The organism is Delftia lacustris (genome assembly GCF_040267515.1).
Classification (GTDB): Bacteria; Pseudomonadota; Gammaproteobacteria; order Burkholderiales; family Burkholderiaceae_C; genus Comamonas; species Comamonas tsuruhatensis.
In genome coordinates this window covers 3050323-3075494 of the sequence record NZ_CP141274.1, presented here as the reverse complement: position 1 = coordinate 3075494, position 25172 = coordinate 3050323, and the positions used below count along the sequence as shown (strand labels likewise).

General features: G+C 66.7%; 23 protein-coding genes. 14 read left to right on the top strand and 9 right to left on the bottom strand.

Features of this window, described 5'->3' with window-relative positions; genetic code table 11:
- Positions 1-85: 85 nt before the first annotated feature.
- A complete protein-coding gene (locus U6958_RS15475; protein ID WP_074921359.1) occupies positions 86-1315 on the bottom strand; it encodes a PLP-dependent transferase in 1230 nt (409 codons plus the stop codon).
- Between the two features lie 100 nt (positions 1316-1415).
- Positions 1416-1886, bottom strand: coding sequence for a BON domain-containing protein (locus tag U6958_RS15470; protein ID WP_016447159.1), 471 nt, complete (start codon positions 1884-1886; stop codon positions 1416-1418).
- Between the two features lie 150 nt (positions 1887-2036).
- Here U6958_RS15470 and U6958_RS15465 point away from each other — a divergent pair, with 150 nt between their 5' ends.
- The 4 genes from U6958_RS15465 to U6958_RS15450 all read left to right on the top strand — a co-directional run bounded on the left by U6958_RS15465 (position 2037) and on the right by U6958_RS15450 (position 6309).
- Complete coding sequence (locus U6958_RS15465) at positions 2037-3782, top strand: SulP family inorganic anion transporter (protein WP_016447160.1); 1746 nt, start codon at positions 2037-2039, stop codon at positions 3780-3782.
- A gap of 31 nt (positions 3783-3813) precedes the next feature.
- Positions 3814-4596 carry a GGDEF domain-containing protein gene (locus U6958_RS15460; RefSeq protein WP_017403908.1) on the top strand — a complete coding sequence of 261 codons (783 nt, stop codon included), beginning with the start codon at positions 3814-3816 and terminating at the stop codon, positions 4594-4596.
- On the top strand, positions 4583-5452 hold the full coding sequence (locus tag U6958_RS15455) for a MinD/ParA family protein (RefSeq protein WP_016447162.1): 870 nt from the start codon (positions 4583-4585) through the stop codon (positions 5450-5452). The genes U6958_RS15460 and U6958_RS15455 overlap by 14 nt, the downstream gene beginning before the upstream one ends.
- Before the next feature lie 65 nt (positions 5453-5517).
- Entirely contained in the window at positions 5518-6309 is a 792-nt protein-coding gene (locus tag U6958_RS15450; protein WP_074921313.1) for a sulfurtransferase, read from the top strand.
- Here the strand turns inward: U6958_RS15450 and U6958_RS15445 are convergent.
- From U6958_RS15445 to U6958_RS15435, 3 genes are all read right to left on the bottom strand, one after another.
- A complete protein-coding gene (locus U6958_RS15445; RefSeq protein WP_074921314.1) occupies positions 6306-6860 on the bottom strand; it encodes a flavodoxin family protein in 555 nt (184 codons plus the stop codon). The two genes, U6958_RS15450 and U6958_RS15445, sit on opposite strands and share 4 nt — an antisense overlap.
- A gap of 154 nt (positions 6861-7014) precedes the next feature.
- Positions 7015-7422 carry a DoxX family protein gene (locus U6958_RS15440; RefSeq protein ID WP_016447170.1) on the bottom strand — a complete coding sequence of 136 codons (408 nt, stop codon included), beginning with the start codon at positions 7420-7422 and terminating at the stop codon, positions 7015-7017.
- Positions 7423-7444: 22 nt separating this feature from the next.
- Positions 7445-8146, bottom strand: coding sequence for a pirin family protein (locus tag U6958_RS15435; RefSeq protein WP_074921315.1), 702 nt, complete (start codon positions 8144-8146; stop codon positions 7445-7447).
- A 132-nt stretch (positions 8147-8278) separates the two neighbouring features.
- Between U6958_RS15435 and U6958_RS15430 the strand changes: the two genes are divergently transcribed.
- The 5 genes from U6958_RS15430 to U6958_RS15410 all read left to right on the top strand — a co-directional run bounded on the left by U6958_RS15430 (position 8279) and on the right by U6958_RS15410 (position 13361).
- Positions 8279-9217, top strand: coding sequence for a LysR family transcriptional regulator (locus tag U6958_RS15430; RefSeq protein WP_016447172.1), 939 nt, complete (start codon positions 8279-8281; stop codon positions 9215-9217).
- Positions 9218-9351: 134 nt separating this feature from the next.
- A complete protein-coding gene (locus U6958_RS15425) occupies positions 9352-10479 on the top strand; it encodes an NAD(P)/FAD-dependent oxidoreductase (protein WP_016447173.1) in 1128 nt (375 codons plus the stop codon).
- Between the two features lie 66 nt (positions 10480-10545).
- Positions 10546-11484 carry a tRNA glutamyl-Q(34) synthetase GluQRS gene (gluQRS, locus tag U6958_RS15420; protein WP_074921316.1) on the top strand — a complete coding sequence of 313 codons (939 nt, stop codon included), beginning with the start codon at positions 10546-10548 and terminating at the stop codon, positions 11482-11484.
- Positions 11485-11548: 64 nt separating this feature from the next.
- Positions 11549-12304 carry a tRNA (guanosine(46)-N7)-methyltransferase TrmB gene (trmB, locus tag U6958_RS15415; RefSeq protein ID WP_197065211.1) on the top strand — a complete coding sequence of 252 codons (756 nt, stop codon included), beginning with the start codon at positions 11549-11551 and terminating at the stop codon, positions 12302-12304.
- 34 nt (positions 12305-12338) lie between these two features.
- On the top strand, positions 12339-13361 hold the full coding sequence (locus U6958_RS15410) for a GGDEF domain-containing protein (protein WP_016447176.1): 1023 nt from the start codon (positions 12339-12341) through the stop codon (positions 13359-13361).
- Between the two features lie 22 nt (positions 13362-13383).
- Here the strand turns inward: U6958_RS15410 and U6958_RS15405 are convergent, their stop codons facing one another.
- From U6958_RS15405 to alaS, 3 genes are all read right to left on the bottom strand, one after another.
- Positions 13384-14634, bottom strand: a complete 1251-nt coding sequence (locus U6958_RS15405) for a GGDEF domain-containing protein (protein ID WP_074921317.1) — start codon at positions 14632-14634, stop codon at positions 13384-13386.
- Between the two features lie 9 nt (positions 14635-14643).
- Entirely contained in the window at positions 14644-15726 is a 1083-nt protein-coding gene (locus U6958_RS15400; protein ID WP_016447178.1) for an ABC transporter substrate-binding protein, read from the bottom strand.
- 91 nt (positions 15727-15817) lie between these two features.
- A complete protein-coding gene (gene alaS, locus U6958_RS15395) occupies positions 15818-18442 on the bottom strand; it encodes an alanine--tRNA ligase (RefSeq protein WP_016447179.1) in 2625 nt (874 codons plus the stop codon).
- A gap of 473 nt (positions 18443-18915) precedes the next feature.
- Between alaS and U6958_RS15390 the strand changes: the two genes are divergently transcribed.
- A complete protein-coding gene (locus U6958_RS15390) occupies positions 18916-19215 on the top strand; it encodes a hypothetical protein (RefSeq protein WP_074921319.1) in 300 nt (99 codons plus the stop codon).
- A 141-nt stretch (positions 19216-19356) separates the two neighbouring features.
- Here U6958_RS15390 and U6958_RS15385 read toward each other — a convergent pair whose 3' ends face one another.
- The gene (locus U6958_RS15385) at positions 19357-20694 is read right to left on the bottom strand and encodes an MFS transporter (RefSeq protein WP_016447181.1); all 1338 of its coding nucleotides are present in this window, start codon (positions 20692-20694) and stop codon (positions 19357-19359) included.
- Positions 20695-20991: 297 nt separating this feature from the next.
- Here U6958_RS15385 and cyoA point away from each other — a divergent pair, with 297 nt between their 5' ends.
- The 4 genes from cyoA to cyoD all read left to right on the top strand — a co-directional run bounded on the left by cyoA (position 20992) and on the right by cyoD (position 25170).
- Positions 20992-22038 (top strand): ubiquinol oxidase subunit II, encoded by a 1047-nt coding sequence (gene cyoA, locus U6958_RS15380; RefSeq protein WP_016447182.1) that lies wholly within the window; start codon positions 20992-20994, stop codon positions 22036-22038.
- Between the two features lie 65 nt (positions 22039-22103).
- Entirely contained in the window at positions 22104-24110 is a 2007-nt protein-coding gene (gene cyoB, locus U6958_RS15375) for a cytochrome o ubiquinol oxidase subunit I (protein WP_016447183.1), read from the top strand.
- On the top strand, positions 24103-24735 hold the full coding sequence (gene cyoC / locus U6958_RS15370; RefSeq protein ID WP_016447184.1) for a cytochrome o ubiquinol oxidase subunit III: 633 nt from the start codon (positions 24103-24105) through the stop codon (positions 24733-24735). Before cyoB ends, cyoC begins: the two co-directional genes overlap by 8 nt.
- Positions 24736-25170, top strand: a complete 435-nt coding sequence (gene cyoD / locus U6958_RS15365) for a cytochrome o ubiquinol oxidase subunit IV (RefSeq protein ID WP_016447185.1) — start codon at positions 24736-24738, stop codon at positions 25168-25170.
- The last annotated feature ends 2 nt before the right edge of the window (positions 25171-25172 follow it).

The following is a 25172-nucleotide window of genomic DNA, read 5'->3' as shown; positions in this document are numbered from 1 at the left end:
CCGAAGGCCTCCGTGGGGTGGTATGAAGCCAGCGAGCATCGGCGGCGCAGGTGACAGGCAGATGTCACCTGCGCCTGGCGCTCAACTATGCAAACGCGGCGGCCAGGGCCTGCTCCAGGTCGGCACGCAGGTCCTGCACCGCTTCCAGGCCGATGGCAAAGCGCACCACGGTGCCGCTGCGCAGCTGGGGCGTGGGGCAGCTGCGCATGGACGACAGCTCATAGGGCACGACCAGGCTGATGGGACCGCCCCAGCTGTAGCCGATCTTGAACAGGCGCAGGCTGTCGCAGAAGCGGTCCACGGCCTGCTGGCCGTGGCGCGGATCGATGACCACGCTGAACAGGCCGGCGGCCACGCCCTCGCCGCCTGCGGCTGCGCCACACAGCGCCTTCCAGTTCTCGTGGCCCGGAGCGCCTTCCAGCGCCGGGTGCAGCACCTGGACCACGGCCGGCTGCTGCTGCAGCCAGCGCGCCAGCTCGCGCGCGGCGCGGTCCTGGGCGTGGTAGCGCAGCGCGATGCTGGGCAGGGAGCGCAGCACGGCCTCGGTGTCGTTGCCGCCCACGCCCAGGCCCAGGCGCATGTGCGCCAGCTTGATGCGCATGTGCAGCGCCTGGTCGCGCGTGATGATGCTGCCCATGAGCACGTCGCCACCGCCGCTGGGGTACTTGGTCAGCGCATGCACGGTGGCATCCACGCCCAGGCTGTGCGTTCCATCGGCCAGCAGATCGAAGGGATTGAAGGCCAGGCCCGCGCCCCAGGTGTTGTCCAGCACGGTGGTGATGCCCCGCTCGCGGCACAGGCGCACCATGGCGATGAGGTCGGGGAACTCCATGGTCACCGAGCCCGGCGCCTCCAGCCAGACCAGCCGCGTCTTGGGCGTGATTTTGGCTTCGAGGTCGGCAACATCCATGGCGTCATAGCACTGGTGGCGCACGCCGAAATGGGCCAGCTCGCCCTCGCTCAGGGTCTTGTTGGGACCGTAGGCGTTGTCGGGCAGCAGCATCTCGTCGCCGGTGCGCAGCAGGGCCAGGGAGGTGGTCGCAATCGCAGCCAGGCCGCTGGGTACCAGCAGGCACTGCAGGCCGCCTTCCAGCGCGCTCAGGCGCTCTTCCAGCAAGAAGGTGGTGGGCGTGCCGTGCAGGCCGTAGGTATAGCTGCTCTTGTCCAACCACTGGCGGCGGCGCATGGCCGCCACGTTCTCGAAGATCACCGTCGAGGCCTTGTGCACGGGCGGCTGCGGCGCAACAAAGCCCTCGGGCGGCTGGTAGGGATGGTGGATGAGATGGGTGCTGATCTGCAGGTCGGGTGTGCTCATGCAGCGCATCTTATGCGCTGGGCTGCAGCGTTCAGGCATAAAAAAACCAGGCGGGGAATCCGCCTGGTTTTCACAAGGGCAACGGAGCCGGTGGCTGCGATCAGCTGGCCTTGATCTCCAGCATGTTGCTGACGTTGTTCACGCCCTTGACGGATTTGGCAATGTCGCCTGCGCGCATCTTGAGTGCTTCGCTGGGGACCGAGCCGGTCAGCGTCACGGCGCCTGCCTTGGTGTCCACGTCGATCTTGAGGGCGGAGATATCGGGCTCCTTGATCAGGTCGGCCTTGATCTGGGCCGTAATGCCGGCGTCGTCGAGTGCGGCGCCTGCCTGGCTCATGGCGTTGTTGGTGGCCGCTTCGGCCTTGGCAGCACCTTCCTCGATCTTGGTGCCGGCGCTGCTCATGGCGTTGTCGATCTTCTGGCCGGCGCTTTGCGCGGCCTGCTGGGACTGCTGAACCGCAGAGTCGAGCTTCTGGCCCGCAGTGTCTTCGGTCTTGCCGCAGGCGGCAAGGCCGAAGGCCAGGGCAGACACGGCGAGGATCTGGCAGCAGCGTTGGGTGATGAAAGTCATGCGGTTACTCCTTGAATAGTTGTGAGGCGGTCAACACAGGCCTCGACTTTATTGAGGGCCCTGGGACAAACCCATACGACGCCGACGCAAGCGCCTGTAGGACAAGCCCGAACATCCCGGCACCATCCAGTTAGCATGACAATAGAGGCCATGCATTCCCTGGCGCGCTGGTTTCCCTTCCTGGCATGGCCCAAACCTTCGGCAGCCGTGCTGCGCGGGGAGTTCTGGGCAGGTCTCACCGTTGGTCTGATGCTTCTGCCCCAGGGCGTGGCCTATGCCGCCCTTGCGGGCATGCCGCTGATCACGGGCATTTACGCATCCATCGTTCCGGCCCTGGTGGCCGTGCTGTTCAGCGGCTCGCCCCGTCTGGGCGTGGGACCCACGGCCCTGAGCGCGCTGCTGATCGGCGCCTCGCTCACGGGCCTGGCCGAGCCCGGCTCCGCGCACTGGGTGGCGCTGGCCGCATGGATGGCGATTCTGTCGGGCCTGGTGCAGTGGTCGCTGGGGTTGATGCGCGCCGGCTGGCTGCTCAACCTGGTGACCTCGCCCGTGCTCACGGGCTTCACGCAGGCTGCGGCGCTGCTGATCCTGGCCTCGCAGCTGCCCACGCTGCTGGGCCTGCGCTCGACCTGGGGTGCCGTCTGGAACACGCCGTCGCTGCAGCTTTTCGACTGGCAGTCCATCGTCTACGGCATGGCCAGCATTGCCTTGCTCGTGCTCGCCAAGCGCTGGCGTGCGGCCTTTCCCTCGGCCATCTTCATCATCGCGCTGACCGGCGTGATCAGTTGGGCCACGGACTTTGCCGACGACGGCGGCGCCGTGGTCGGCCATCTGCCCGCGGGCCTGCCCAGCTTCCAGCTGCCGGGGCTGCTGAGCTGGGACGAGTTCGGCGCCCTGGTGATGCCGGTGCTGGTGATCTCGCTGGTGAGCTTTCTGGAGACGGCCTCCAGCGCCCAGGTGGAGCACCAGCAGGCCGGCACGCGCTGGAACGAGAACCAGGACCTGGTCGCCCAGGGCTTGTCCAAGATCAGTGCGGGCCTGTTCGGCAGCTTTGCCACCAGCGCCTCGTTCTCGCGCTCGGCCGTGAACCTGCTGGCCGGCGCCAAGACGGGATGGTCCAACGTGTTCTCCATCCTGCTGGTGGTCATCGTGGTGATGTGGTTCATCCCGGCGCTGTACCACGTGCCCAAGGCGGCGCTGGCGGCCATCGTGATCACGGCCGTGGTCAACCTCGTCAAGCCGCGTGTGCTGCTGCAGCTGTTCAAGGTGTCGCGCGTGGAGGGCAGCATTGCCCTGGCCACGCTGCTGCTGACCATCGTCACGGCGCCGCGCATGTACTGGGGCGTGTTCGCGGGCATCGTGCTGAGCCTGGGCTACTTCCTCTACCAGCGCCTGCACCCGCGCATCATCGAGGTGGGCCAGCATCCTGATGGCAGCCTGCGCGACCGCAACCTCTGGCAGTTGCCTCCGCTGGCGCCAGGCCTGCTGGCCCTGCGCATGGATGCCGAGCTGGACTTCGGCTCGGCCTCGGCCCTGGAGCGACGCATCGGCGACGAATGGGCGCTGCGCCCCGAGACGCACCACCTGTGCCTGCTGGCCCAGCCCATCAACCGCATCGACGTGACGGGCGTGGAGACCTTCGTGCGCCTGCAGCTGCTGGTGGCCAAGCGCAGCGGCGTGCTGCACGTGGTGGGCCTGAAGTTGCCGGCCGAGCAGGTGCTGCTGCGCGCCGGCGCCCTGCACCGCGGGCCGCACCTGCGGCTGTACCGCACCGATGCGGAATTCCTCGCCGCGCTGGCCCTGCCGCCCTTCATATCTCGGCCGGGATCAACATCTGTTACCAGCGATGGTGCAAAAGTCGACGCCGGCGCGGCGACAATTGAGCCTACACACTGATACACTTCACCGGCTTTTGATTCAGCCCTCTGTGACTGCCCCCGCCTCCCACCAATCCGTATACCTGCGCGACCTGCGCCTGGCCACAGCCCACGCGCTGGTTACCCACGCTGGCGGGGCGGTCCATTTGCCCACGGATTCGCCGACGCGATACCTGCAGGCGCTGATCGACGAACTGTGTTCGCTGTCGCTGCGCGACCCGCTCACGGGGCTGGCCAACCGCCGCCATTTCCGCACCATTGCCGAGCGCGAGATCGACCGCGTGGCGCGCTCGGGCGAAGCGGCGCTGATGCTGATGCTGGACATCGACCATTTCAAGCAGATCAACGACCAGCACGGCCATATCGTCGGCGACCGGGTTCTGCAGTCGGTGGCCCGAACCCTGACCAGTTGCGTGCGCCCCATGGACACGCTGGCCCGCTACGGAGGCGAGGAGTTCGCCATCGTGCTGCCGGCCTGCCCTGCGACGTTCGGCCTGTCCGTGGCCGAGCGCATACGCAGCGCCATCGAGCGCATGCCGGTGGTCATCTCACCCACGTTGACACTGCAGATCACCATCAGCATCGGCGGCGCCTATGCGCTGCAGTGGATACGCAGCACCACGACCTTGTGGACCGAGCGTGCCGACAAACAGTTGTACCTGGCCAAGTCTGCCGGCCGCAACCGCGTGCACATTGAAGAACAACCAGACAGTACGGTAAGCGCGGAGGAAAAAAGCCTGCTTTTCGGACCTTTGTATGCCCCCTCCCCGTTTGACAATGGGCTGAATCCAGATATTGCAACCGATGTGGACCCCGAAGATGGACTCCGCTGATAGCCCGGTGGTAAGCGACAACGCCATTCCCCACCCCTCCCTGCCCGCTGCCGTTTCGATGAGCGATGCCGTGCGCGCCAAGCCGCGCGGACACATCATCGCCGTGACCAGCGGCAAGGGCGGCGTGGGCAAGACCTTCGTTTCGGCCAACCTGGCCGCAGCGCTGACACGCCATGGCCTCAAGGTCCTGGTGCTCGATGCCGACCTGGGCCTGGCCAACCTGGACGTGGTGCTCAACCTCTACCCCAAGGTCACGCTGCACGATGTGTTCACCGGCCGTTCCACGCTGGAGGAAGCCATCCTGCCCGCCCCCGGCGGCTACTCGGTGCTGCTGGCCGGCTCGGGGATGATCGAGTACTCGCGGCTCACGCCCGAGATCCGCCAGCAGTTCACGCACACCATCGAGACGCTGGCTCCTCGCTACGACATCGTGCTGCTGGACACGGGCGCGGGCATCTCCGACGTGGTGCTGTTCTCGGTGTCCATGGCCACCGAAGTGCTGGTCATCGCCACGCCCGAGCCCACCTCGCTGACCGACGCCTATGCAGCCATCAAGGTGCTTGCCATTCAGCAAAAGCGCCAGCAGATCCGCCTGGCCATCAACCAGGCCGCGCGTCCCGGCGATGGCCGCGCCATCACGGGTCAGCTCCAGCAGGTGCTCAACCGCTTTGTCAGCACGGCCTCCGGCGAGCCATTGCGGCTCACGCACCTGGGCGACATTCCCTCCGACCCGGCCGTGCGCGAGGCCGTGATGCGACGCCAGTTGCTGCTGCAATCCATGCCCGGTGCACCGGCTTCGCTGGCCGTGGCCCAGCTGGCCAATAAAATCAAGGCCCTGCTGGTGTCGGGCGGCTGATCGGGCCGCCCCTCGCCGGCGACCCGATCCAACCTGCGGCCCTTGCCGCCCCCGCCTGCCTGCCTGTGCCCGATATCCTCAATATTTCCTGCTACAAGTTCACGCCGCTGCCCGACGCAGCGGCGCTGCGCGACACCCTGGCCGAACGCGCCCAGGCCCTTGCGCTCAAGGGCACCATCCTGCTGGCCGAGGAAGGCATCAACTTCTTCCTGGCAGGCCCCGCCCAGGCGGTGCACAGCTTCGTCGATCAGTTGCGCAGCGATGAGCGCTTTGCCGACCTGGCCCCCAAGGAAAGCTGGTCCGACACCGTGCCTTTCCGCAAGATGCTGGTCAAGGTCAAGCGCGAGATCATCCGCATGGACCACCCCACCATCCGCCCGGCAGAGGGCCGCGCGCCTTCTGTCAGCCCCGCCACGCTGCGCCGCTGGCTGCAGCAGGGCCACGATGACGAGGGCCGCGAGGTGGTGACGCTGGATACGCGCAACGATTTCGAGGTCGATGCCGGCGCCTTCAAGGGCACCATCGACTGGCGCATCACCAAGTTCACCGAATTCCCGCCCGCGCTGCGCGCCCACAAGGCCGAACTGGCCGGCAAGACCGTGGTCAGCTACTGCACGGGCGGCATACGCTGCGAGAAGGCCGCCATCCTCATGCAGGACGAAGGCCTGGACCATGTCTATCAGCTCGAGGGCGGCATCCTCAAGTACTTCGAGGAGACCGACGGCGCCTTCTATGACGGCGGCTGCTTCGTCTTCGACGAGCGCCGCGCCGTGGGTGCGGACCTGGCCATCACGCCCTTGGCTCCGGCAGAGCCGCTGGAGCCGATACAGCCGACAAGCCCGCCAGACAAGGCTTAGGCCTTCAACCGCAGCGCCTGCTGCGCCACGCGCTCGCCGAACAGGCGCGCGGTCTCCAGGTCGCCCGGCAGCATCTCGGCGGCCGAGGCATCCGAGGCCGATTGCGCCATGGCGCCGCTGAAGGCGCCTATCCAGTTGAGGTCGTTGCGCTGCGCGGCGCGCGCGTTGGACGGCAGCATGCCGCTGCCCACCCACAGCCCGCCGTGCTGCATGGCCAGCTGGAACAGATAGTCCAGCGTGGTCTGCTTGTTGCCGTTGACGCTGGCACTGTTGGTGAAGCCGGCGAACAGCTTGTCCTTCCAGGCCTGCACGAACCACGGCTTGGACGAGGCATCGGCAAAGCGCTTGAACTGCCAGCTGGGCCCGCCCATGTAGGTGGGCGAGCCGAAGATGATGGCATCTGCCGCCGCCAGCAGCTCCCAGCCGCCGGCAGGCAGCTGGCCGTCGCTGTCTATGGCCAGCATGCGCGCACCCGCGCCATCGGCCACGGCCTGGGCCATGCGCTGGGTGTGCCCGTAACCCGAGTGGTAGACCACCACGATATCTGCCATACAAGAAATCCTCGGGCGCCGGCCACGGCTCCAGGCCGGCAGGCGCCACATTCATCGATCATCCACGCCAAAAGGCCCCACAGCGCTGCTGCGGGGCCCACTCAGGCCGGTAGCCTAACAAAAATAAAGGAGCCGGCGGCAGTGCGCGGCCAACTCAATGGCGCCGTGCATCCACACTCCAGCCACCGGCGCCATGGGCGGCAAAGCCCAGCAGGCCGCCCGTGACGGCGATGTTCTTCCAGAACAGCAGCTGCTGCATCATGGCCGCGTCAGCCGGCACGCTCCAGTAGGCATGGAAGAAGAAGCTGGCCACCAGCGTGAAGAAGGCCAGCGCCAGGGCCGCCCAGCGCGTGCACCAGCCCAGCAGCAGGGCCAGCCCGCCGACGATCTCCACCACCAGGGCCACGGCCACGCCGATCTGCGGCATGGGCATGCCCACCGAGGCCGCATAGCCCACCGTGCCGGCGAAGCCTCCGATTTTCTGAAAGCCCGCAGGCACGAACATCAGCGCGATCAGGATGCGGCCGGCCAGCGCCAGCGGGTTGCTCAGACGGTTCAGCATGATGGTTACTCCTCGTGAATGCTCAGGCTTGCAGATCGAACACCAGGACCTCGGACTGTTCCCCGTCGTGCAGGCGCAGTCGCGGTTCATTCTCTACAAGGGCCGCATCGCCCGTTGTCAGCCGTTGCCCATTGACGCTCAGCGCGCCGCGCACCAGATGCACATAGGTTTTGCGGCCGGGGGGCAGCTCCATTTCGGCGTGCTCATCGCCGTCGAACAGGCCGGCATAGAGCCGGGCATCGGCATGGACGGTGACCGAGCCATCCGCGCCATCGGGCGAGGCCACCAGGCGCAGGCGGCCGCGCTTTTCCTCGTCGGCAAAGGCTTTCTGCGCATAGCCGGGCGCAATGCCCGTCTCGCTGGGCAGCAGCCAGATCTGCAGGAAATGCGTGGTCTGGCCTGGTGCGTGGTTGTGCTCGCTGTGCACCACGCCCGAGCCGGCGCTCATGCGCTGCACCTCTCCCGGCGAGATGGTCTGCTCATTGCCCATGCTGTCCTTGTGCGAGAGCCGGCCTTCGAGCACGTAGCTGATGATCTCCATGTTCTTGTGGCCATGGGCGCCAAAGCCCGTGCCCGGGGCGATATGGTCTTCATTGATCACGCGCAGGTTGCCAAAGCCCATGTGGCGCGGATCGTGATAGCCCGCAAACGAGAAGCTGTGGTGCGAGCGCAGCCAGCCGTGGTCGGCATGGCCGCGTTCGCGGGATTTGCGCAGGGCGATCATGTGTATGTCCCTTTCAACTGGTCAGATCTTCAAAACTCTTGCGTCGGTGGCTCCACTGTAGAAGCCGCTGTAGCAGGCCAGGCACAGCGGGATTGATGGCATCATTCAAAGCTTTTGAATCCATAACGCCCCATGCCCAGCCCCCGCGACGTGCTCACTCCCGACAGCCTGGCCATGCTCCAGGCCATTGCCGAGGCCGGCAGCTTTGCCGCCGCCGCACGCCAGCTGGGCCTGGTGCCAAGTGCCCTGACCTACCGCGTGCGCCAGATCGAGGATGCGCTGGACGTGCTGCTGTTCGACCGCCGCTCGCGCCACGCCCAGCCCACCGAGGCCGGCCGGGAGCTGCTGCGCGAAGGCACCCGGCTGCTGCATGAGATCGACACCGTGGCCCACCGCGTGCGCCGTGTGGCCACGGGCTGGGAGCCGCATCTGACCATCGTGGTGGACGGCGCCGTGGCGCGCACGCCCATGCTGGAACTGGTCGAGGCCTTCTACGCCATGCAGCCGCCCACGCGGCTGAAGCTGCGCGACGGCATCCTCACCGGCACGCTGGAGACGCTGACCTCGGGCCGCGCCGACCTGGCCATCGGCGTGGCCGTCAACTCCAGCAACGTGGCAGGCCTGCAGGCCTGCGAGCTGGGCGAGCTGGACTTCGTCTTTGCCGTGGCGCCCCACCATCCGCTGGCCACGGCGCCCGAGCCCATCACCGACGCGACGCTGCTGCAGCACCGCATCATCGCCGTGGCCGATTCAGGCCTGCGCGACAGCGCCAGCATGGGCCTGCTCAGCGGCCAGGACATCTTCACCGTGGACTCCATGCAGGCCAAGATCGAGGCCCAGGTGCGCGGCATAGGCTGCGGCTTCCTGCCCCATTTCATGGCCGACGTCTATGTGCAGGCCGGCCTGCTGGTAACGCGCCAGGTCGCCCGGCCCTCGCGCAATGTGCGCATGCACTACGCATGGTCCTGCCCGCCGCAGCAGGACCCGCCGCGCGCGCTGCAGTGGTGGCTGCAGCAGCTGGAAAGCCCCGCCACGCGCCGCGCTCTCATGGAAAATCATCACCGACATTGAGCTGGCGCACGCCGCCGGGCGGTCTGTGCGGGTGTAGAGTGGTTACAGGTCCCGGCCTGCTCCGCCGCTGCGGCGAAGCAGGCCGGCAAGGACATGCTTCCCGGAATCTGCCACTGCCCGCAAAGGTCTGCTCCATGAACGCTTCCCGCGCCGCCTCCAAGTCCACGGTCAAGAAAAAGGCCACCAAGCCCCCCGAAGCCTCCAAGGCGCGCCCCAAGGCCGGCGCGCGCCGCATCGCCGTGATCGGTGCCGGCATGGCGGGCCTGGCCTGCGCCCGCACGCTGATGCAGGCCGGCCACGATGTCCATGTCTACGAACGGCTGCCCCAGGTGGGCGGGCGCATGCGCTCCGTCAACGCCGCGCATGGCGCCTTCGACATCGGCGCGCAGTATTTCACCGTGCGCGACAAGCGCTTCGAGCTGGCCCTGCAGACCGTGCCCGGCCTGTGCCGCCCCTGGAGCGTGAGCACGCTGCGCGTGCTGGATGCGCAGGGTCGCCAGTCCAGCGCTGCACCCGCACCCACCGAGGCCCATTGGGTGGCCACGCCCGACATGCAGGCCCTGCCCATGGCCTGGGCCGCGCCGCTGTGGGACGCCGACCGCCTGCATCTGGGCCAGCGCGTGACCAAGCTCGAACGCCAGCCCGGCTCGCGCGGCTGGAGCCTGCATGTGGAGACGACCGAGCCGACCACGCAGATCCGCACGGGATTCGATGAAGTGATACTCGCCCTGCCCGCGCCCCAGGCGCGCCAGCTGCTGCAGACCACGCCCCTGGCCCTGTCGCTGGTGCAGGGCATGGCGGCCGTGGAGATGGCACCCTGCTGGGCGCTGACGCTATCCTATCCCATGGCCACCGAGGCCGGCCTGTCCACCCTGGGCCCACAGTGGAATGCAGCCCGTACCACCCATGAGCGTGCAGTCTGGGTGGCGCGCGAATCGTCCAAGCCGGGACGCTCCCAGAGCGAGCGATGGACCGTGCTGGCCAGCCCCCAATGGTCCCAGGAGCACCGCTCCGACGACGCGCCCCGCGTGCTGGCCAAGATGCAGAAGGCCTTTGGCGAGATCACGCGCATCCGCATCCCCCCCCGCCATGCCAGCGTCTATCTCTGGCCCCATGCCCAGACCCTGTCGCCGCTGGGCAGCAGCCATTTGCGCAACAAGGACGCCGGCCTGGGCCTGTGCGGCGACTGGTGCATTGGCCGCCGTGTCGAGGATGCCTTCGTCTCGGGGCTGGAGATGGCGCTGGCCATGGTTGCGGACTGAGCCGGGGCAGTGTCCGGCTCCCAGATCATGGCAAGGGGCGGCGCGAGGCTTTAACATCCGGCCCCGATGATTTGCGCCGTCCCTCAGTCCCCCGATCCCGGCATTGCCACCGCGGCCTCCCCCTATGTGGGCCGCTTTGCGCCCTCGCCCACGGGCCTGCTGCACGCAGGCTCCCTGGTGGCAGCGCTGGCCAGCTGGCTGGATGCCCGGGCCCACGGCGGGCGCTGGCTGGTGCGCATCGAGGACATAGACCCCCCGCGCTGCCAGCCCGGTGCCGACATGGCCATCCTGGGCCAGCTCGCCGCCTGCGGCCTGCTGCCCGACGAGGAGCCGGTCTGGCAATCCCGCCGCGGCGCCCTCTACGAGGCCGCTGTGGAGCAGCTCAAGGCCAGCGGCCTGGCCTATCCCTGCGGCTGCACGCGCAAGGACATCGAGGCCGCCTGGGACCGCCTGGGCTGGATCCATGAACGCCATGTGGAGCGCCCCTACCCCGGCACCTGCCGCGACGGCCTGCATGGCAAGAGCCCCCGCGCATGGCGCTTTGCGCTGGACCACTTTGCCGACCACCACCCCGTGCTGCGCTGGCAGGACCGCCGCATGGGCGCCCAGCAACAGGACGTGATCCACAGCGTCGGCGACTTCGTGCTGCGCCGGGCCGATGGCCTGTGGGCCTATCAGCTGGCCGTGGTCGTCGATGACGGCCTGCAGGGCGTCACCCATGTGGTGCGCGGCGCCGACCTCGCCGACAATACGCCCCGCCAGATGCTGCTGCAGCGCGCCCTGGGCCTGCCCGCCCCGCAGTACCTGCATACGCCGCTGGTGCTCATGCCTGACGGCGAGAAACTTTCCAAGCAGCACGGCGCCCCCGCCCTGGACCTGAGCGTCCCCCTGGCCACGCTTCGCACCGCCGCCACCCACCTGGGCCTGCCCCAGCCTTCTCCACAGACCGCATTGGGCGAAGCGCTGCAGTTCTGGGTACGGAGCTGGCGCCATACATACAATTGAGCCCGTGAACCCAATTCCTTCCTCCCACGCCGAGCAGTCCATGGACGGCGACATCCCGAACACCATGCCCGCTGCCTCCGGCACGCCGCATGATTGCCCTTCACCCTCCACGCCTGCGGCCGCGCGTACCGGCCAGCCGCCCGAGGGCGTGGCCCATCCCAAGACCATCAAGAGCTATGTGCGCCGCGCCGGCCGCACCACGACCGGCCAGGCCAAGGCCTTCGAGGAACTGGGCCCGCGCTTCGTGCTCAACTACCAAGCCGCGCCGCTGGACGCCGCAGCCACCTATGGCCGCCAGGGCCGGCTGATCCTGGAGATCGGCTTCGGCATGGGCGAGGCCACGGCACACATTGCGCGCGTGCGCCCCGACGACAACTTCCTATGCTGCGAGGTGCACGAGCCTGGCGTGGGCGCCCTGCTCAAGCGCATTGGCGAGCAGGACATCACCAACATCCGCATCCTGCAGCACGACGCCGTCGAAGTCATAGACAACATGCTGCCCGAGGCCAGCCTCGACGGCGTGCACATCTTCTTTCCCGATCCCTGGCACAAGAAGAAGCACAACAAGCGCCGCCTGATCCAGGAGCCTCTGGTGGCCAAGCTGGCGCGCCGGCTGCGCCCCGGTGGCTACATCCACTGCGCCACCGACTGGGAACCCTACGCAGTGCAGATGCTGGAAGTGCTGGGCGCCGAGCCCCTGCTGGCCAACACGGCACAAGGCTATGCCGCCAAGCCCGACTACCGGCCGCTGACCAAGTTCGAGAACCGCGGCATCCGCCTGGGCCACGGCGTATGGGATCTGGTGTTTGAGCGCCGCTGAGCCGGTCGCGCCCTCCTCCAAGACAAGGCCTCGCATGCAGCCATTGCTACAGAATCTGGTCGAGATGACGGCCCACCGGGACCATCTGCGATTGGAAATCTCGGTGCTGTCCACCTTGTTCAAGCTCAACGGCGTGGTGCAGGTGCGGGCGCTGGAGCTGTTCGCCATGCCTGACGGCAGGCACTGCGTGCGTGCGCGCACCTGGAGCCAGGGCGATGAGGTCATGTCCACCGATGCCGAGGCCCTGTACGACCCGCAGAGCGTGGAGCTGTCCTCCATGCCCTCGCTGCAGCAGGCCCTGCAGCAGCGCGCCCTGGTCGCCTCGGCCGTGCAGCCCGATGGCCGCCATGTGCTGTGGCTGCCGCTGTGGCGCCAGGAGACGGCCTACCACTGCCTGGAGATTGCCCAGTCCACGGCCTTCTCGCCCAGCCGGCTGGATGTGATCCAAGGCATCTTCGGCGTCTATCACAACTACCAGAGCCTGCTGGACTACAGCGAGCGCGACGCGCTGACCGGCCTGCTCAACCGCAAGACCTTCGACGAGCAGTTCCTGCGCCTGTCTCTGCAGGAGCCGCCGGCAGCCATGCCTGGCGTGGCCACGCAAGATGTTCCGGGCCAGTGGCTGGCCGCCATCGACATCGACCATTTCAAGCGCATCAACGACCGCTTCGGCCATCTGTATGGCGACGAGGTGCTGATCCTGGTGGCCAACATCCTGCGCAGCTGCTTCGATGCCAAGGACCGCGTATTCCGCTTCGGCGGAGAGGAGTTCGTGGTGCTGCTGCGCTCGGTCAGCCTGGCCAATGCGCGCAAGGCGCTGGAGCGCCTGCGCCACGATGTGGAGAGCTACGAGTTTCCCCAGGTCGGCCGCATCACCGTGAGCGCGGGATTTGCCGCCATGGGCACGGGCGCGCCCGTGGAGGTTCTGGGGCATGCCGACCAGGCGCTTTACCACGCCAAGGAACATGGCCGCAACCAGACCTGGTACTACGGCGACCTGATCACCCAGGGATTGCTGGCACCCCAGGTGAACAGCAACGACATCGAACTGTTCTGAGCCCGACCTGAGGCCAGGCCGGTCAGGCCGGGTCGGCCACGCGCACGCAGTCGCGCCCGGCGTGCTTAGCCTCGTAGAGCATGGCATCGGCACGCTGCAGCAGTTGCTGCACGCCCTCGCCGCCACGCAATTGGGCCACGCCAAAGCTGGCCGTCAGCATCAGATCCAGCCCGTGGACATGCACGGGCGTGGTGCGCACGGTCTCGCGCAGTTGACCGGCCAGTGCCCCGGCCCGGGCCGCAGCGACACCTGGGATCACGATCAGGAACTCCTCCCCGCCGTAGCGCGCCATCCAGTGCGCCGACGAATCCAGCTCCAGCGCACGCTGGCAGCGCAGCGCCACCTCGCGCAGCGCGGCGTCGCCAGCGGCATGGCCGTGCCTGTCGTTCACCCGCTTGAAGTGGTCCACGTCCACGAACATCACGCTCAGCGCCGCGCCCCGGTCCCGGCTCTGGACGACCTCGGTCGCCAGGCGCTCGTCCATGGCGCGCCGGTTGAGGCAGCCGGTCAGCGCGTCGGTCAGCGACATGCGCTTGACCTCTTCCACCAGCTCCTGCAGTTGCCCGGTGCGCTGGGCCACCAGCAGGTCCAGATGCTCGATGTGGCCGCGCAGGTCATGCTGCAGCTGGGCAAAGCCCTGCACCACCAGATCGATCTCGTCGTGCTGGCCGCGCCGGGTCCGCTCCAGCACCAGTGGCCGCGACAGCTCGTTGGGCTTGAGGCTGGCCGCAAAGCCTGCAATCTGCTGCAGCGGCTGGCGAAGTTCGCGGCGCATCACCCAGGCCACCATCAGGCAGACCAGGGCCGTGAACAGCGCATAGCCCAGCAGCACACGCAGCGTGGAGTCGCGCAGCACCTCCAGGTAGTGGCCCCGGTTTTCCCAGACCTGCAACTCACCCAGCGGCAGGCTGGACTGGCTGTGCCTGGGCGCCGCAATGGCCATGGACACGGCGGGAGCCTGGCCATCCCTGGGCTCGCCGGCCTCGTACATCTCGCCCGTGGAGGTGACGCGCAGCTGCACATGGCCGACCAGGGGCAACCGGCCCAGCCACTGCACCTGCTCGTGCACCAGGGCAGGCTCTATATCCCACAGCGCGGCCGACAGCGAGATCATGCTGTTGGTCACCACCGTCTCCATGGAACGGCGAAACTCCTGCTGCCCCTTGCGGTACTCCCACCAGGCGTGGGCACCGCCGAACACCAGCATGCAGGCCACGGCCAGCAGCATGATGCGCACAATCAGCAAGGAGGCGATCGAACGGAAGCGGGGCATGGAAGGCGCTCAGCGCAGCAGGTGCTTCAACTCGAATCCGTAGCGCCGCAACCGGGGATTGAGGTGCTTGCTGTAGCTGCGAAAGTCCAGCGGAGCCAGGGGCGCGCTGATCCTGTGCTCGTAGCGGTCGATCTGGGACTTGTCCAGCAAGGCGAACATGGGCCGCACCTGCTCCAGCCCTTCGGTGGCGAAATCGCTGCCGTGCGCATGGTCGTACAGCATGACCAGAGCCCAGGCGCCCGTGAGGAAATGGCCGCCCGCCAATGCGCTCAGCTCGCCCGTGCGCAGCGCCGTCATGGCGGCGGCCGATGAATTGATGGCACTGAAGAAGGCATCGTGCCCGGGCGCTCCCCCGCGCGCGCGCCAGGCCTGCATGGCGCCAAAGGCCATCTCGTCGTTGCCGGCCCACACCAGGCGCACTTCGGGATAGCGCTGGAACAGCACGGCCGCCTGCTGCTCGGCGCGTTCCCGGCGCCATTCGCCAAAGACTTCCTGCTGCAGCACCACGTCGCCGGCCTCGGCCGCTGCGCGGCGCATGCCGGCATTGCGCTCCACCGACGAGGGCGTGGAGCGGTCGCCGGCAATGGCCACCATGTGCAGCCGGCCATCGGCCGCACGCGCGTGGCCCGACGCCCGCGCGGCGGCGAACAAGGCCTTGGCCGTGAGGTAGCCGGCCTCTTCGGCGCCCGGCTCCAGGCTGCCCAGCCAGTGGCGATAGCGCTCCCGCGCCACGCCGGTCTGGCCACGCAATGTCTCGGGCACGCCACTGAAGGCCATGAAGCTGTCTATGCCTGCCGCCTCCAGCGTGCGCAGGATTTCGGGCGCCACGCTGTAGTCGTTGGTGAACATCACGTAGCGGGGCCGCTGCGCCTTGGGCAGGGCCGCGATCTGCCGCGCGATCTCGATGGGGCGCAGGTGGTCGCGCTGCGCATAGCGCACCTGCAGCTGCATGCCCAGGCTGCTGGCCGCGTCCTGCATGGCCTCGCTGACCGTGGTCCAGTAGCGCTCGTCGGACCGGCCGGGGTTGATGAAGACCACGCTTTGCGCGGCGGCAGCGGCCGATTGCGCCACCACGCCCATCACGCACGCCATGCGCAGCGCCCACGGCAAGACGCCCCGGTGGAGGAATCCACCGGGGCGTCCCGAAGCGGGAGCAGCAGCAATCATCTGCCGCGCAGCTGGATCAGGCGCGCTCTGCCACCCAGGCCTGCACGGCGGCCAGCGCGGCCGGCAGGCCCGCTGCATCCGTGCCACCGGCCATGGCCATGTCGGGCTTGCCGCCGCCCTTGCCGCCGACCTGGCTGGCCACGAAGTTCACCAGCTCGCCAGCCTTGATGCGCGAGGTCTCGGCCTTGGTCACGCCGGCAGCCAGCTGCACCTTGTCGCCATCGACCGCCGCCAGCACGATGGCGGCGGCGCCCAGCTTGTCCTTGAGCTTGTCCATGGTCTCGCGCAGGGTCTTGGCATCGGCGCCTTCCAGCCTGGCGGCCAGCACCTTGATGCCCTTGACGTCGACGGCCTGACCGGCCAGTTCGTCGCCCTGGCTGGAAGCGAGCTTGCCCTTGAGCGCAGCCACTTCCTTCTCCAGCGCACGGATCTGCTCCAGCGCGCCGCCGATGCGGGTGTTCAGCTCGGCCGTCGGTGCCTTCAGCGCGGCGGCCGCCTGGTCCACCGTGGATTCCAGCGATTGCAGGTAGGCCAGCGCGTTCTCGCCGGTCACCGCCTCGATGCGGCGCACGCCAGCGGCCACGCCGCCTTCGCCCACCACCTTGAACAGGCCGATGTCGCCCGTGCGCTGCACGTGGGTGCCGCCGCACAGCTCGCGGCTGGTGCCGATGTCCAGCACGCGCACGGAGTCGCCGTACTTCTCGCCGAACAGCATCATGGCGCCCGTGGCCTTGGCCGATTCGATGTCCATCACCCGCGCGTCGGTGGGCGTGTTGGCCAGGATCTCGGCGTTCACGCGGCGCTCGATCTCGCGGATCTCGGCAGCGGTCACGGCCTGGTTGTGGGCAAAGTCGAAGCGCGTGCGCTCGGCGTTGACCAGCGAGCCCTTTTGCTGCACGTGGTCGCCCAGCACTTCGCGCAGGGCCTTGTGCATGATGTGCGTGACCGAGTGGTTGCGCATGGTGGCGGCACGCAGCTGCGTGTCCACCTCGGCCTGCACGGCATCGCCCACCTTCAGGCTGCCGGACTCCAGCACGCCATGGTGGCCGAACACATCGGCCTTGATCTTGAGCGTGTCCTCGACCGCGAAGCGCGCGCCTGCGGTGCTGATCACGCCCTGGTCGCCCACCTGGCCGCCGGACTCGGCGTAGAAGGGTGTGGTGTCGAGCACGACCACGCCGCTCTGGCCGGCCTTGAGTTCCTGCACGGCGCTGCCTTCGGCATACAGTGCCACCACCTTGGCGGCCTCGGCCAGCTTCTGGTAGCCGGTGAAGGCATTGGCCTGGCCCGTGTACTCGAGGGCGCGGTCCATCTTGAACTTGCCAGCCGCGCGGGCCTTGTTCTTCTGTTCTTCCATGGCGGCCTGAAAGCCTGCCTCGTCCACGCCCAGGCCGCGCTCGCGGCAGACGTCGTTGGTCAGGTCCAGCGGGAAGCCATAGGTGTCGTGCAGCTTGAAGGCCACGTCGCCGGGCAGCACCTTGGCGCCACCGGCCAGCGCCGCATCCAGGATTTCCATGCCGTTGGCCAGGGTCTCGAAGAAGCGTTCTTCCTCGACCTTGAGCACTTCGGTGATGCGCGCTTCCTGCTCGCGGATCTTGGGATAGGCGTCGCCCATCACGGCCACGAGGTCCTTGACCAGCTTGTGGAAGAACGGAGTCTTCTGGCCCAGCTTGTAGCCGTGGCGGATGGCGCGGCGCACGATGCGGCGCTGCACGTAGCCGCGGCCTTCGTTGGACGGGATCACGCCGTCGGCCACCAGGAAGGAGGTGGCGCGGATGTGGTCGGCAATGACCTTGAGCGACGGGGTCTCGAGGTCGGCAATGTGCGTCTCGCGCGCAGCCGCCTTGATCAGTGCCTGGAACAGGTCGATCTCGTAGTTGCTGTGCACATGCTGCAGGATGGCGGCCAGGCGCTCCAGGCCCATGCCGGTATCCACGCAGGGGGCGGGCAGCGGCTTGACGTTGCCCTGTTCGTCCATGTCGAACTGCATGAACACGTTGTTCCAGATCTCGATGAAGCGGTCGCCGTCTTCGTCAGGGCTGCCCGGAGGGCCGCCGGCCACGTGCGCGCCGTGGTCGTAGAAGATTTCCGAGCAGGGGCCGCAGGGGCCGGTGTCGGCCATCATCCAGAAGTTGTCGCTCTTGTAGCGGCCGCCCTTGTTGTCGCCGATGCGGATTACGCGCTCGGGCGGCAGGCCGATTTCCTTGGTCCAGATGTCGTAGGCCTCGTCGTCCTCGGCGTAGACCGTGGCCAGCAGGCGCTCCTTGGGCAGCTTGTAGACCTCGGTCAGCAGTTCCCAGGCCCACTTGAGCGACTCGCGCTTGAAGTAGTCGCCAAAGGACCAGTTGCCCAGCATCTCGAAGAAGGTGTGGTGGCGGGCGGTGTAGCCCACGTTTTCCAGGTCGTTGTGCTTGCCGCCTGCGCGCAGGCAGGTCTGCACCGAGGTGGCACGCGTGTAGGGGCGCTTGTCGGTACCCAGGAACACGTCCTTGAACTGGACCATGCCCGAGTTGGTGAACATCAGCGTCGGGTCGTTGCCGGGCACCAGGGGGCTCGACTCCACGATGGTGTGGCCCTTGGATGCGAAAAAGTCCAGAAAGCTCTTGCGAATGTCGGCAACGGTGAAAGTGGGTGTGCTCATGGTGTCTAGGAGTTCGGAGCGCGCACGCGGGGCGCTGTCCCTGGCGGGAGGGTGTCCCGTCGGGACCAACGCGCATTATAGGTTTGCCCCATCGTCGCGGCAGCGAGCCCCGCCCGTCCCTCCATCGCGCACCTGGCCGAAGAAGGCCTCACCCCCCATCTGCCCGCCCTTGAGCACGATCTCCAGCCCGTCACTGGCCGGTTCGCTGACATGCGCGCGCAACAGCGGCGCGCGACTGGCCGCCGGTTGCGCCGCTGGGCTTTGCACGCGGGCCGCGCCGGCTGCAGCTGTGGGTGGCGCCCCATCTGGGCCGCAGGGCCGAAATTCTCGCGCTGGAGAAATGGCGAGTGCAGGAGATGGACGAAATGAGGGAAATGGGCGGCACAGGCGATATCGCCGTTCCCTGATCCCGCTCAGCCCGTGCGCCGTCGGTGCCCTGGATAATCGCCAGCCGCAACCACAGCAAGCACACCATGGCGCAACCACCGACACCCGAGCCTCATTCCGCCAAACCGGCCCAACCAGGCAAAAGCCGCATCGTGCCCTGGCTCATCGGCCTGCCCGTGGCTTTCTTCGGTGTGCTCATGCTGGCCGGGCAGTTGCTGTCCACGCCCGAAGGCGAGGCGCGCTGGGTGGAGCGCGAAACCATCAAGATCTGCCGCAAGGAAGCCGCCAGGCCTGAGGCCGAGCGCAAGACGCGGCAGTTTGAATCGGTGCAGGACTGCGACAGGCTCGAATTCGACTTCAAGCAGCGCTACGGTGAAAACCCCTGAGGCGGAGCCGCAACGGAAAATGCCCCCACGCTCCCCTGCTTCGCAAGGTCCGCAGCCCCCCAGGGGGCCAGCTTTTTGCCTTGGGGCGGCCCGGCGACAAAAAAGGCCGGCAGAGCCGGCCTTTGGCTTGCAAGGGCCCGTTCAGTCGCGCGTCTCGATGGCCCGGTTGATGCCCAGCGCCGCCAGCGTGCACAGCGCGCCCGACAGCAGATAGATGCCCAGCGCCACCAGTCCGAAGCGCGAGGACACGCCCAGCGCCACCAGCGGGGCAAAGGCCGCGCCGACCAGCCAGGCCATGTCCGAGGACAGGGCCGCGCCCGTATAGCGATAGCGCGAGGGGAAGTTGGCCGTCACCGTGCCTGCCGCCTGCCCGTAGGACAGGCCCAGCAGGATGAAGCCGACGATGATGAACACGTTGTTGCCCGTGGTGCCGCTGCCCAGCAGCCAGGGAGCCACAAAGCTGAAGATGCCGATCAGGCAGGCCATGGTGCCCAGCGTGTTGCGCCGCCCCACCCGGTCGGCCAGCCAGCCCGAAACCATGATGGCGCCGGCCGCACAGAAGGCGCCAACGATCTGCACGCCCAGCACATGGTTCACCGACTGGTCCGAATACAGCGAGATCCAGGACAGCGGGAAGATGGTCACCAGGTGGAAGAGCGCAAAGCTGGCAAGGGCTGCAAAGGCGCCGATGACCACGTTGCGGCCCTCGTCGCGCATCAGCGGCACCACGCCCATGGGCTCCAGCTCGCGCTGCGCCAGCAGCTCGGTGTAGGACTGGCCCACCACCAGGCGCAACCGGGCAAACAGTGCCACCACGTTGATGGCAAAGGCCACGCAGAAGGGATAGCGCCAGCCCCAGCTGAGGAACTCGTCGGCATCCACATGGGCATAGATGAAGGCAAACAGGCCTGCCGCCAGCACAAAGCCCAGCGGCGCACCCAACTGCCCGATCATCGAATACCAGCCCCGCCGGTTCTGGGGCGCCGACATGGCCAGCAGCGACGGCAGTCCGTCCCAGGAGCCGCCCAGTGCAATGCCCTGGCCGATGCGCAGCAGCGCCAGCACGATGATGGCGTTCACGCCCGCCTGCTGGTAGCTGGGCAGGAAGGCCATGCCCACCGTACACACGCCCAGCAGGAAGAGCGCCAGCGTCAGCTTGGTCGCCCGGCCCCAGCGCCGCTGCACGGCCATGGACAGCGCCGTGCCCAACGGCCGCGCCACGAAGGCCAGCGCGAAGATGCCGAACGACATCAACGTGCCGTCAAGCTTGGAAAGATAGGGGAACAGCAGTGCCGGGAAGACCAGCACGCAGGCGATGCCGAACACGAAGAAGTCGAAGTACTCCGAGGATCGCCCCAGGATCACGCCGACGGCGATCTCGTTGGGCGTGACATCTTCGTGGGTGTCGGCGCGGGACAGAGATTCCTTGCTTTCGTAGCTTCCGTTGGGGAAGCTTGCAGTTGTGTCGAGGCCGCTCATAGATGGATGCTCCTTGTCTCGTCTCACTGACAGCTCCGTTCTACGCCCTCGCTTGATCTGGCGCAAGGCGGTTTCACCTCGACCGGACTTGGTGTTTTTCCTGCTGCGCGCGGCCGAAAAATGCGGCCTCCGGATCGCCGGGACCCCGCTGCCTGCCCCGCCAGGTAGCAGAAAGTTCCTGGCCTCTCCTTGACGTTGGACAAAATGTCCAATGGACAAATTTATACTTCGTAATACATTTGCCCGGATCTTGTAATCCGCGTTTCTATGTAAACGCGCTCTTGTTGCGCCCCTAGCATGCTAAAAATCAAGGAACTCCGTGGGCCTGCGTGGCTCACCGCGGCCGCTTTGACAGCCAGTCTCACTGGCTGCAGCAAAGCCGTCGTGCTCAACCCGGCCGGCGATATCGCCGCGCAGCAAGGCAACCTGGTGGTCACGGCCACCTTGCTGATGCTGATCATCATCATCCCGGTGATCATCCTCACGCTGCTGTTCGCCTGGAAATACCGCCAGTCGAACACCGAGGCCCACTACGACCCCGAATGGCACCACTCCACCACGCTGGAGCTGGTGATCTGGTCCGTGCCGCTGATGATCATCATCGCGCTGGGCGCCATCACCTGGATCAGCACCCACAAGCTCGACCCCTACCGCCCGCTGGACCGCGTCTCGGCCTCCAAGCCCTTGAGCACCGATGTCAAGCCGCTGGAAGTGCAGGTCGTGGCCATGGACTGGAAGTGGCTGTTCTTCATCCCTGAAAAGGGCATCGCCACCGTCAACGAGCTGGCCGCTCCCGTGGATCGTCCCATCCACTTCAAGCTGACCGCCACCTCGACGATGAACGCCTTCTACGTGCCTGACCTGGCCGGCATGATCTATGCCATGCCCGGCATGCAGACCGAGCTGAACGCAGTGATCAACAAGACCGGTGTGTTCCACGGCCTGGCATCGCACTACAGCGGCGCCGGCTTCTCGGGCATGACGTTCAAGTTCCACGGCCTCAGCGACGAGGAATTCGAGCAGTGGGTTGCCAAGGCCAAGTCCGAAGGCAAGGCCCTGAACCGCGACACCTACCTGAATCTGGTCAAGCCCAGCGAGCGCAACCCGGTCGAGCGCTTCGCCACCGTGGACGAAGGCCTGTACGACAAGGTGCTCAACCGCTGCGTCGAGGAAGGCAAGATGTGCATGCACCACATGATGGCCATCGATGCCGCAGGCGGTGAAGCCTATCTCAAGGCCGTGGGCATGAACCTGCCCCAGGATGTGTGCACGGTGCAAAACGCCGACCGCGTCGTGGCCTTCCTGGACCAGCGCGACGGCTCGGCCGCCAGCGCACAGCAATAAGCAGATAGCGGAAGCGGACGACGGCCAGCCCGCCGCCCGTTCCAAAACGACCTAAGAGACTCGATATGTCTGAACATACCTCCCCGGCACAGGCCCACTGGCTGCTGGGACGCATCACCTGGGACTCCATCCCGATGGCGCATGAGCCCATCGTGCTGGTGACCTTCATCGCCGTGGTGCTCGGCGGCCTCGGCGTGCTGGGCCTTCTCACCAAGTTCCGCCTGTGGGGCCCGCTGTGGCGCGACTGGCTGTGCAGCATCGACCACAAGAAGATCGGCATCATGTACATGATCCTCGGTCTGGTCATGCTGCTGCGCGGCTTCGCAGATGCGCTGATGATGCGCCTGCAGCAGGCCATGGCCTTCGGCGACAACCTGGGCTACCTGCCTCCGCACCACTACGACCAGATCTTCACCGCCCACGGCGTGATCATGATCTTCTTCGTGGCCATGCCCTTCGTGACCGGCCTGATGAACTACCTGGTGCCGCTGCAGATCGGCGCCCGCGACGTGTCCTTCCCGTTCCTGAACAACTTCAGCTTCTGGATGACCACGGGCGGCGCCGTGCTGGTGATGATCTCGCTGTTCCTGGGCGAGTTCTCCACCTCCGGCTGGCTGGCCCTGTCCAACCTGGGGGCGCAGAACCCGGGGGTGGGGCTTGACTACTACATCTGGGGATTGCAGGTGGCCGGTGTCGGCACCACGCTGTCGGGCATCAACCTGATCGTGACCATCATCAAGATGCGCGCACCCGGCATGAACCTGATGAAGATGCCCGTCTTCACCTGGACTGCCCTGTGCACCAACGCGCTGATCGTGGCCTCGTTCCCCATCCTGACCGCAGCCCTGGTGCTGATGTCGCTGGACCGCTACGTCGGCACGAACTTCTTCACGAACGACCTGGGCGGCAACCCCATGCTGTACGTGAACCTGATCTGGATCTGGGGCCACCCCGAGGTCTACATCCTGATCCTGCCGTGCTTCGGCATCTTCTCCGAGATCGTCTCGACCTTCAGCCGCAAGCGCCTGTTCGGCTACACCTCCATGGTGTACGCGACGGTGTGTATCACCATCCTGTCCTACCTGGTGTGGCTGCACCACTTCTTCACCATGGGCTCGGGCGCCAGCGTGAACACGTTCTTCGGCATCACGACGATGATCATTTCGATCCCGACGGGCGCCAAGATCTTCAACTGGCTGTTCACCATGTACCGCGGCCGCATCCGCTTCACCGTGCCGATGCTGTGGACCGTGGGCTTCATGTGCACCTTCGCCATCGGCGGCATGACCGGCGTGCTGCTGGCCGTTCCCCCGGCCGACTTCGTGCTGCACAACAGCCTGTTCCTGATCGCCCACTTCCACAACGTGATCATCGGCGGCGTGGTGTTCGGCGTGTTCGCCGGCATCAACTTCTGGTTCCCCAAGGCCTTCGGCTACAAGCTCGACGAGTTCTGGGGCAAGTGCTCGTTCTGGTTCTGGCTGGTCGGCTTCTGGGTGGCCTTCACGCCGCTGTACGTGCTGGGCCTGATGGGTGTGACGCGCCGCGCCAACCACTTCGAGGACCCCTCGCTGCAGATCTGGTTCATCATCGCCGCCTGCGGCGCAGGCCTGGTGGCCCTGGGCATCGGCAGCTTCCTGATGCAGCTCGTGGTCAGCTACTTCAAGCGCGACCAGCTGCGTGACGAAACCGGCGATCCATGGGAAGGCCGCACGCTGGAGTGGGCCACATCCTCGCCCCCGCCCCAGTACAACTTCGCCTTCACGCCCGTGGTGCATGAGATCGATGCCTGGTGGGATATGAAGAAGCACGGCTACCAGCGTCCGCTGACCGGCTTCAAGCCCGTGCACATGCCCGCCAACACCGGCGCCGGTGTCGTGATCGCTGCGCTGTCCACGGTCTTCGGCTTCGCGATGATCTGGCACATGTGGCCCCTGGCCATCGTGTCCTTCGCCGCCACCGTGCTGGCGTCGATCATCCACACGTTCAACTACAAGCGCGACTACTACATCCCCGCCGCGGAAGTCGCGGCCACGGAAGAACTGCGCACACAACAGCTGGCACGTCATGTCTGATATCCGTTACACCGCAGGCGGCGCTGCCGCCCTGGCCCCGCGTGAGTACCACCTCGCCGAGGAGCCCCATCCCGAAAACGGCACCGCTCTGGGCTTCTGGCTCTACCTGATGAGCGACTGCCTGATCTTTGCAGCACTGTTCGCCACCTATGGCGTGCTGGGCCGCAACTACGCTGCAGGCCCCACGGGCGCCCAGCTGTTCGACCTGCCCCTGGTGGCGATGAACACGGCCTTCCTGCTGCTGTCGTCCATCACCTTCGGCTTCGCCATGCTGCAAAAGCAGCAGGGCAAGCTGGGCGGCACGCAGATGTGGCTGGCCATCACCGGCCTGTTCGGCCTGTGCTTCCTGGGCCTGGAACTCTATGAGTTCTCCCACCTGCTGCACGAGGGCGCTGGGCCTCAGCGCAGCGCCTTCCTGTCCTCGTTCTTCACGCTGGTGGGCACCCACGGCCTGCACGTGACCTTCGGCCTGATCTGGCTGGTCACGCTGATGATCCAGATCAACAAGCACGGCCTGACGCACGAGAACAACCGCCGCCTGATGTGCCTGTCGATGTTCTGGCACTTCTTGGACGTGGTCTGGATCGGCGTCTTCACTTTTGTTTATCTGATGGGGGTGCTGTAAATGGCTGCACACGACATCCACGCCGGCCACGGTCACCACGACCATCACGGCCATGACGACCACCACCACGATGCCGGCCCGCACAGCACGTTCTCGGGCTACATGTGGGGCTTCGTGCTCTCGATCATCCTGACGGCCATCCCGTTCTGGCTGGTGATGGGCAACATCATCTCGGACCGCTCGACGGCCGTGATGGTGCTCGGCGGCTTCGCCGTGGTGCAGATCCTGGTCCACATGGTCTTCTTCCTGCACATGAACGGCAAGATCGAAGGCGGCTGGACCCTGCTGTCCACCATCTTCACCGTGGTCTTCGTGGCCATCGGCATCGCAGGCACGCTGTGGGTCATGTTCCACATGAACACCAACATGATGCCCCAGCACACCATGCCGGCCGATCCTGCGGCGCAGACGGCACCGGCCGTAGTCACGCCTTGACC

Coding starts and splice junctions, on each gene's coding strand:
- U6958_RS15475 (WP_074921359.1), bottom strand. CDS start 1,315: ATGAGCACACCCGACCTGCAGATCAGCACCCATCTCATCCACCATCCC.
- U6958_RS15470 (WP_016447159.1), bottom strand. CDS start 1,886: ATGACTTTCATCACCCAACGCTGCTGCCAGATCCTCGCCGTGTCTGCC.
- U6958_RS15465 (WP_016447160.1), top strand. CDS start 2,037: ATGCATTCCCTGGCGCGCTGGTTTCCCTTCCTGGCATGGCCCAAACCT.
- U6958_RS15455 (WP_016447162.1), top strand. CDS start 4,583: ATGGACTCCGCTGATAGCCCGGTGGTAAGCGACAACGCCATTCCCCAC.
- U6958_RS15445 (WP_074921314.1), bottom strand. CDS start 6,860: ATGGCAGATATCGTGGTGGTCTACCACTCGGGTTACGGGCACACCCAG.
- U6958_RS15440 (WP_016447170.1), bottom strand. CDS start 7,422: ATGCTGAACCGTCTGAGCAACCCGCTGGCGCTGGCCGGCCGCATCCTG.
- U6958_RS15435 (WP_074921315.1), bottom strand. CDS start 8,146: ATGATCGCCCTGCGCAAATCCCGCGAACGCGGCCATGCCGACCACGGC.
- U6958_RS15430 (WP_016447172.1), top strand. CDS start 8,279: ATGCCCAGCCCCCGCGACGTGCTCACTCCCGACAGCCTGGCCATGCTC.
- U6958_RS15425 (WP_016447173.1), top strand. CDS start 9,352: ATGAACGCTTCCCGCGCCGCCTCCAAGTCCACGGTCAAGAAAAAGGCC.
- gluQRS (WP_074921316.1), top strand. CDS start 10,546: ATGATTTGCGCCGTCCCTCAGTCCCCCGATCCCGGCATTGCCACCGCG.
- trmB (WP_197065211.1), top strand. CDS start 11,549: ATGCCCGCTGCCTCCGGCACGCCGCATGATTGCCCTTCACCCTCCACG.
- U6958_RS15410 (WP_016447176.1), top strand. CDS start 12,339: ATGCAGCCATTGCTACAGAATCTGGTCGAGATGACGGCCCACCGGGAC.
- U6958_RS15405 (WP_074921317.1), bottom strand. CDS start 14,634: ATGCCCCGCTTCCGTTCGATCGCCTCCTTGCTGATTGTGCGCATCATG.
- U6958_RS15400 (WP_016447178.1), bottom strand. CDS start 15,726: ATGGCGTGCGTGATGGGCGTGGTGGCGCAATCGGCCGCTGCCGCCGCG.
- alaS (WP_016447179.1), bottom strand. CDS start 18,442: ATGAGCACACCCACTTTCACCGTTGCCGACATTCGCAAGAGCTTTCTG.
- U6958_RS15390 (WP_074921319.1), top strand. CDS start 18,916: ATGGCGCAACCACCGACACCCGAGCCTCATTCCGCCAAACCGGCCCAA.
- U6958_RS15385 (WP_016447181.1), bottom strand. CDS start 20,694: ATGAGCGGCCTCGACACAACTGCAAGCTTCCCCAACGGAAGCTACGAA.
- cyoA (WP_016447182.1), top strand. CDS start 20,992: ATGCTAAAAATCAAGGAACTCCGTGGGCCTGCGTGGCTCACCGCGGCC.
- cyoB (WP_016447183.1), top strand. CDS start 22,104: ATGTCTGAACATACCTCCCCGGCACAGGCCCACTGGCTGCTGGGACGC.
- cyoC (WP_016447184.1), top strand. CDS start 24,103: ATGTCTGATATCCGTTACACCGCAGGCGGCGCTGCCGCCCTGGCCCCG.
- cyoD (WP_016447185.1), top strand. CDS start 24,736: ATGGCTGCACACGACATCCACGCCGGCCACGGTCACCACGACCATCAC.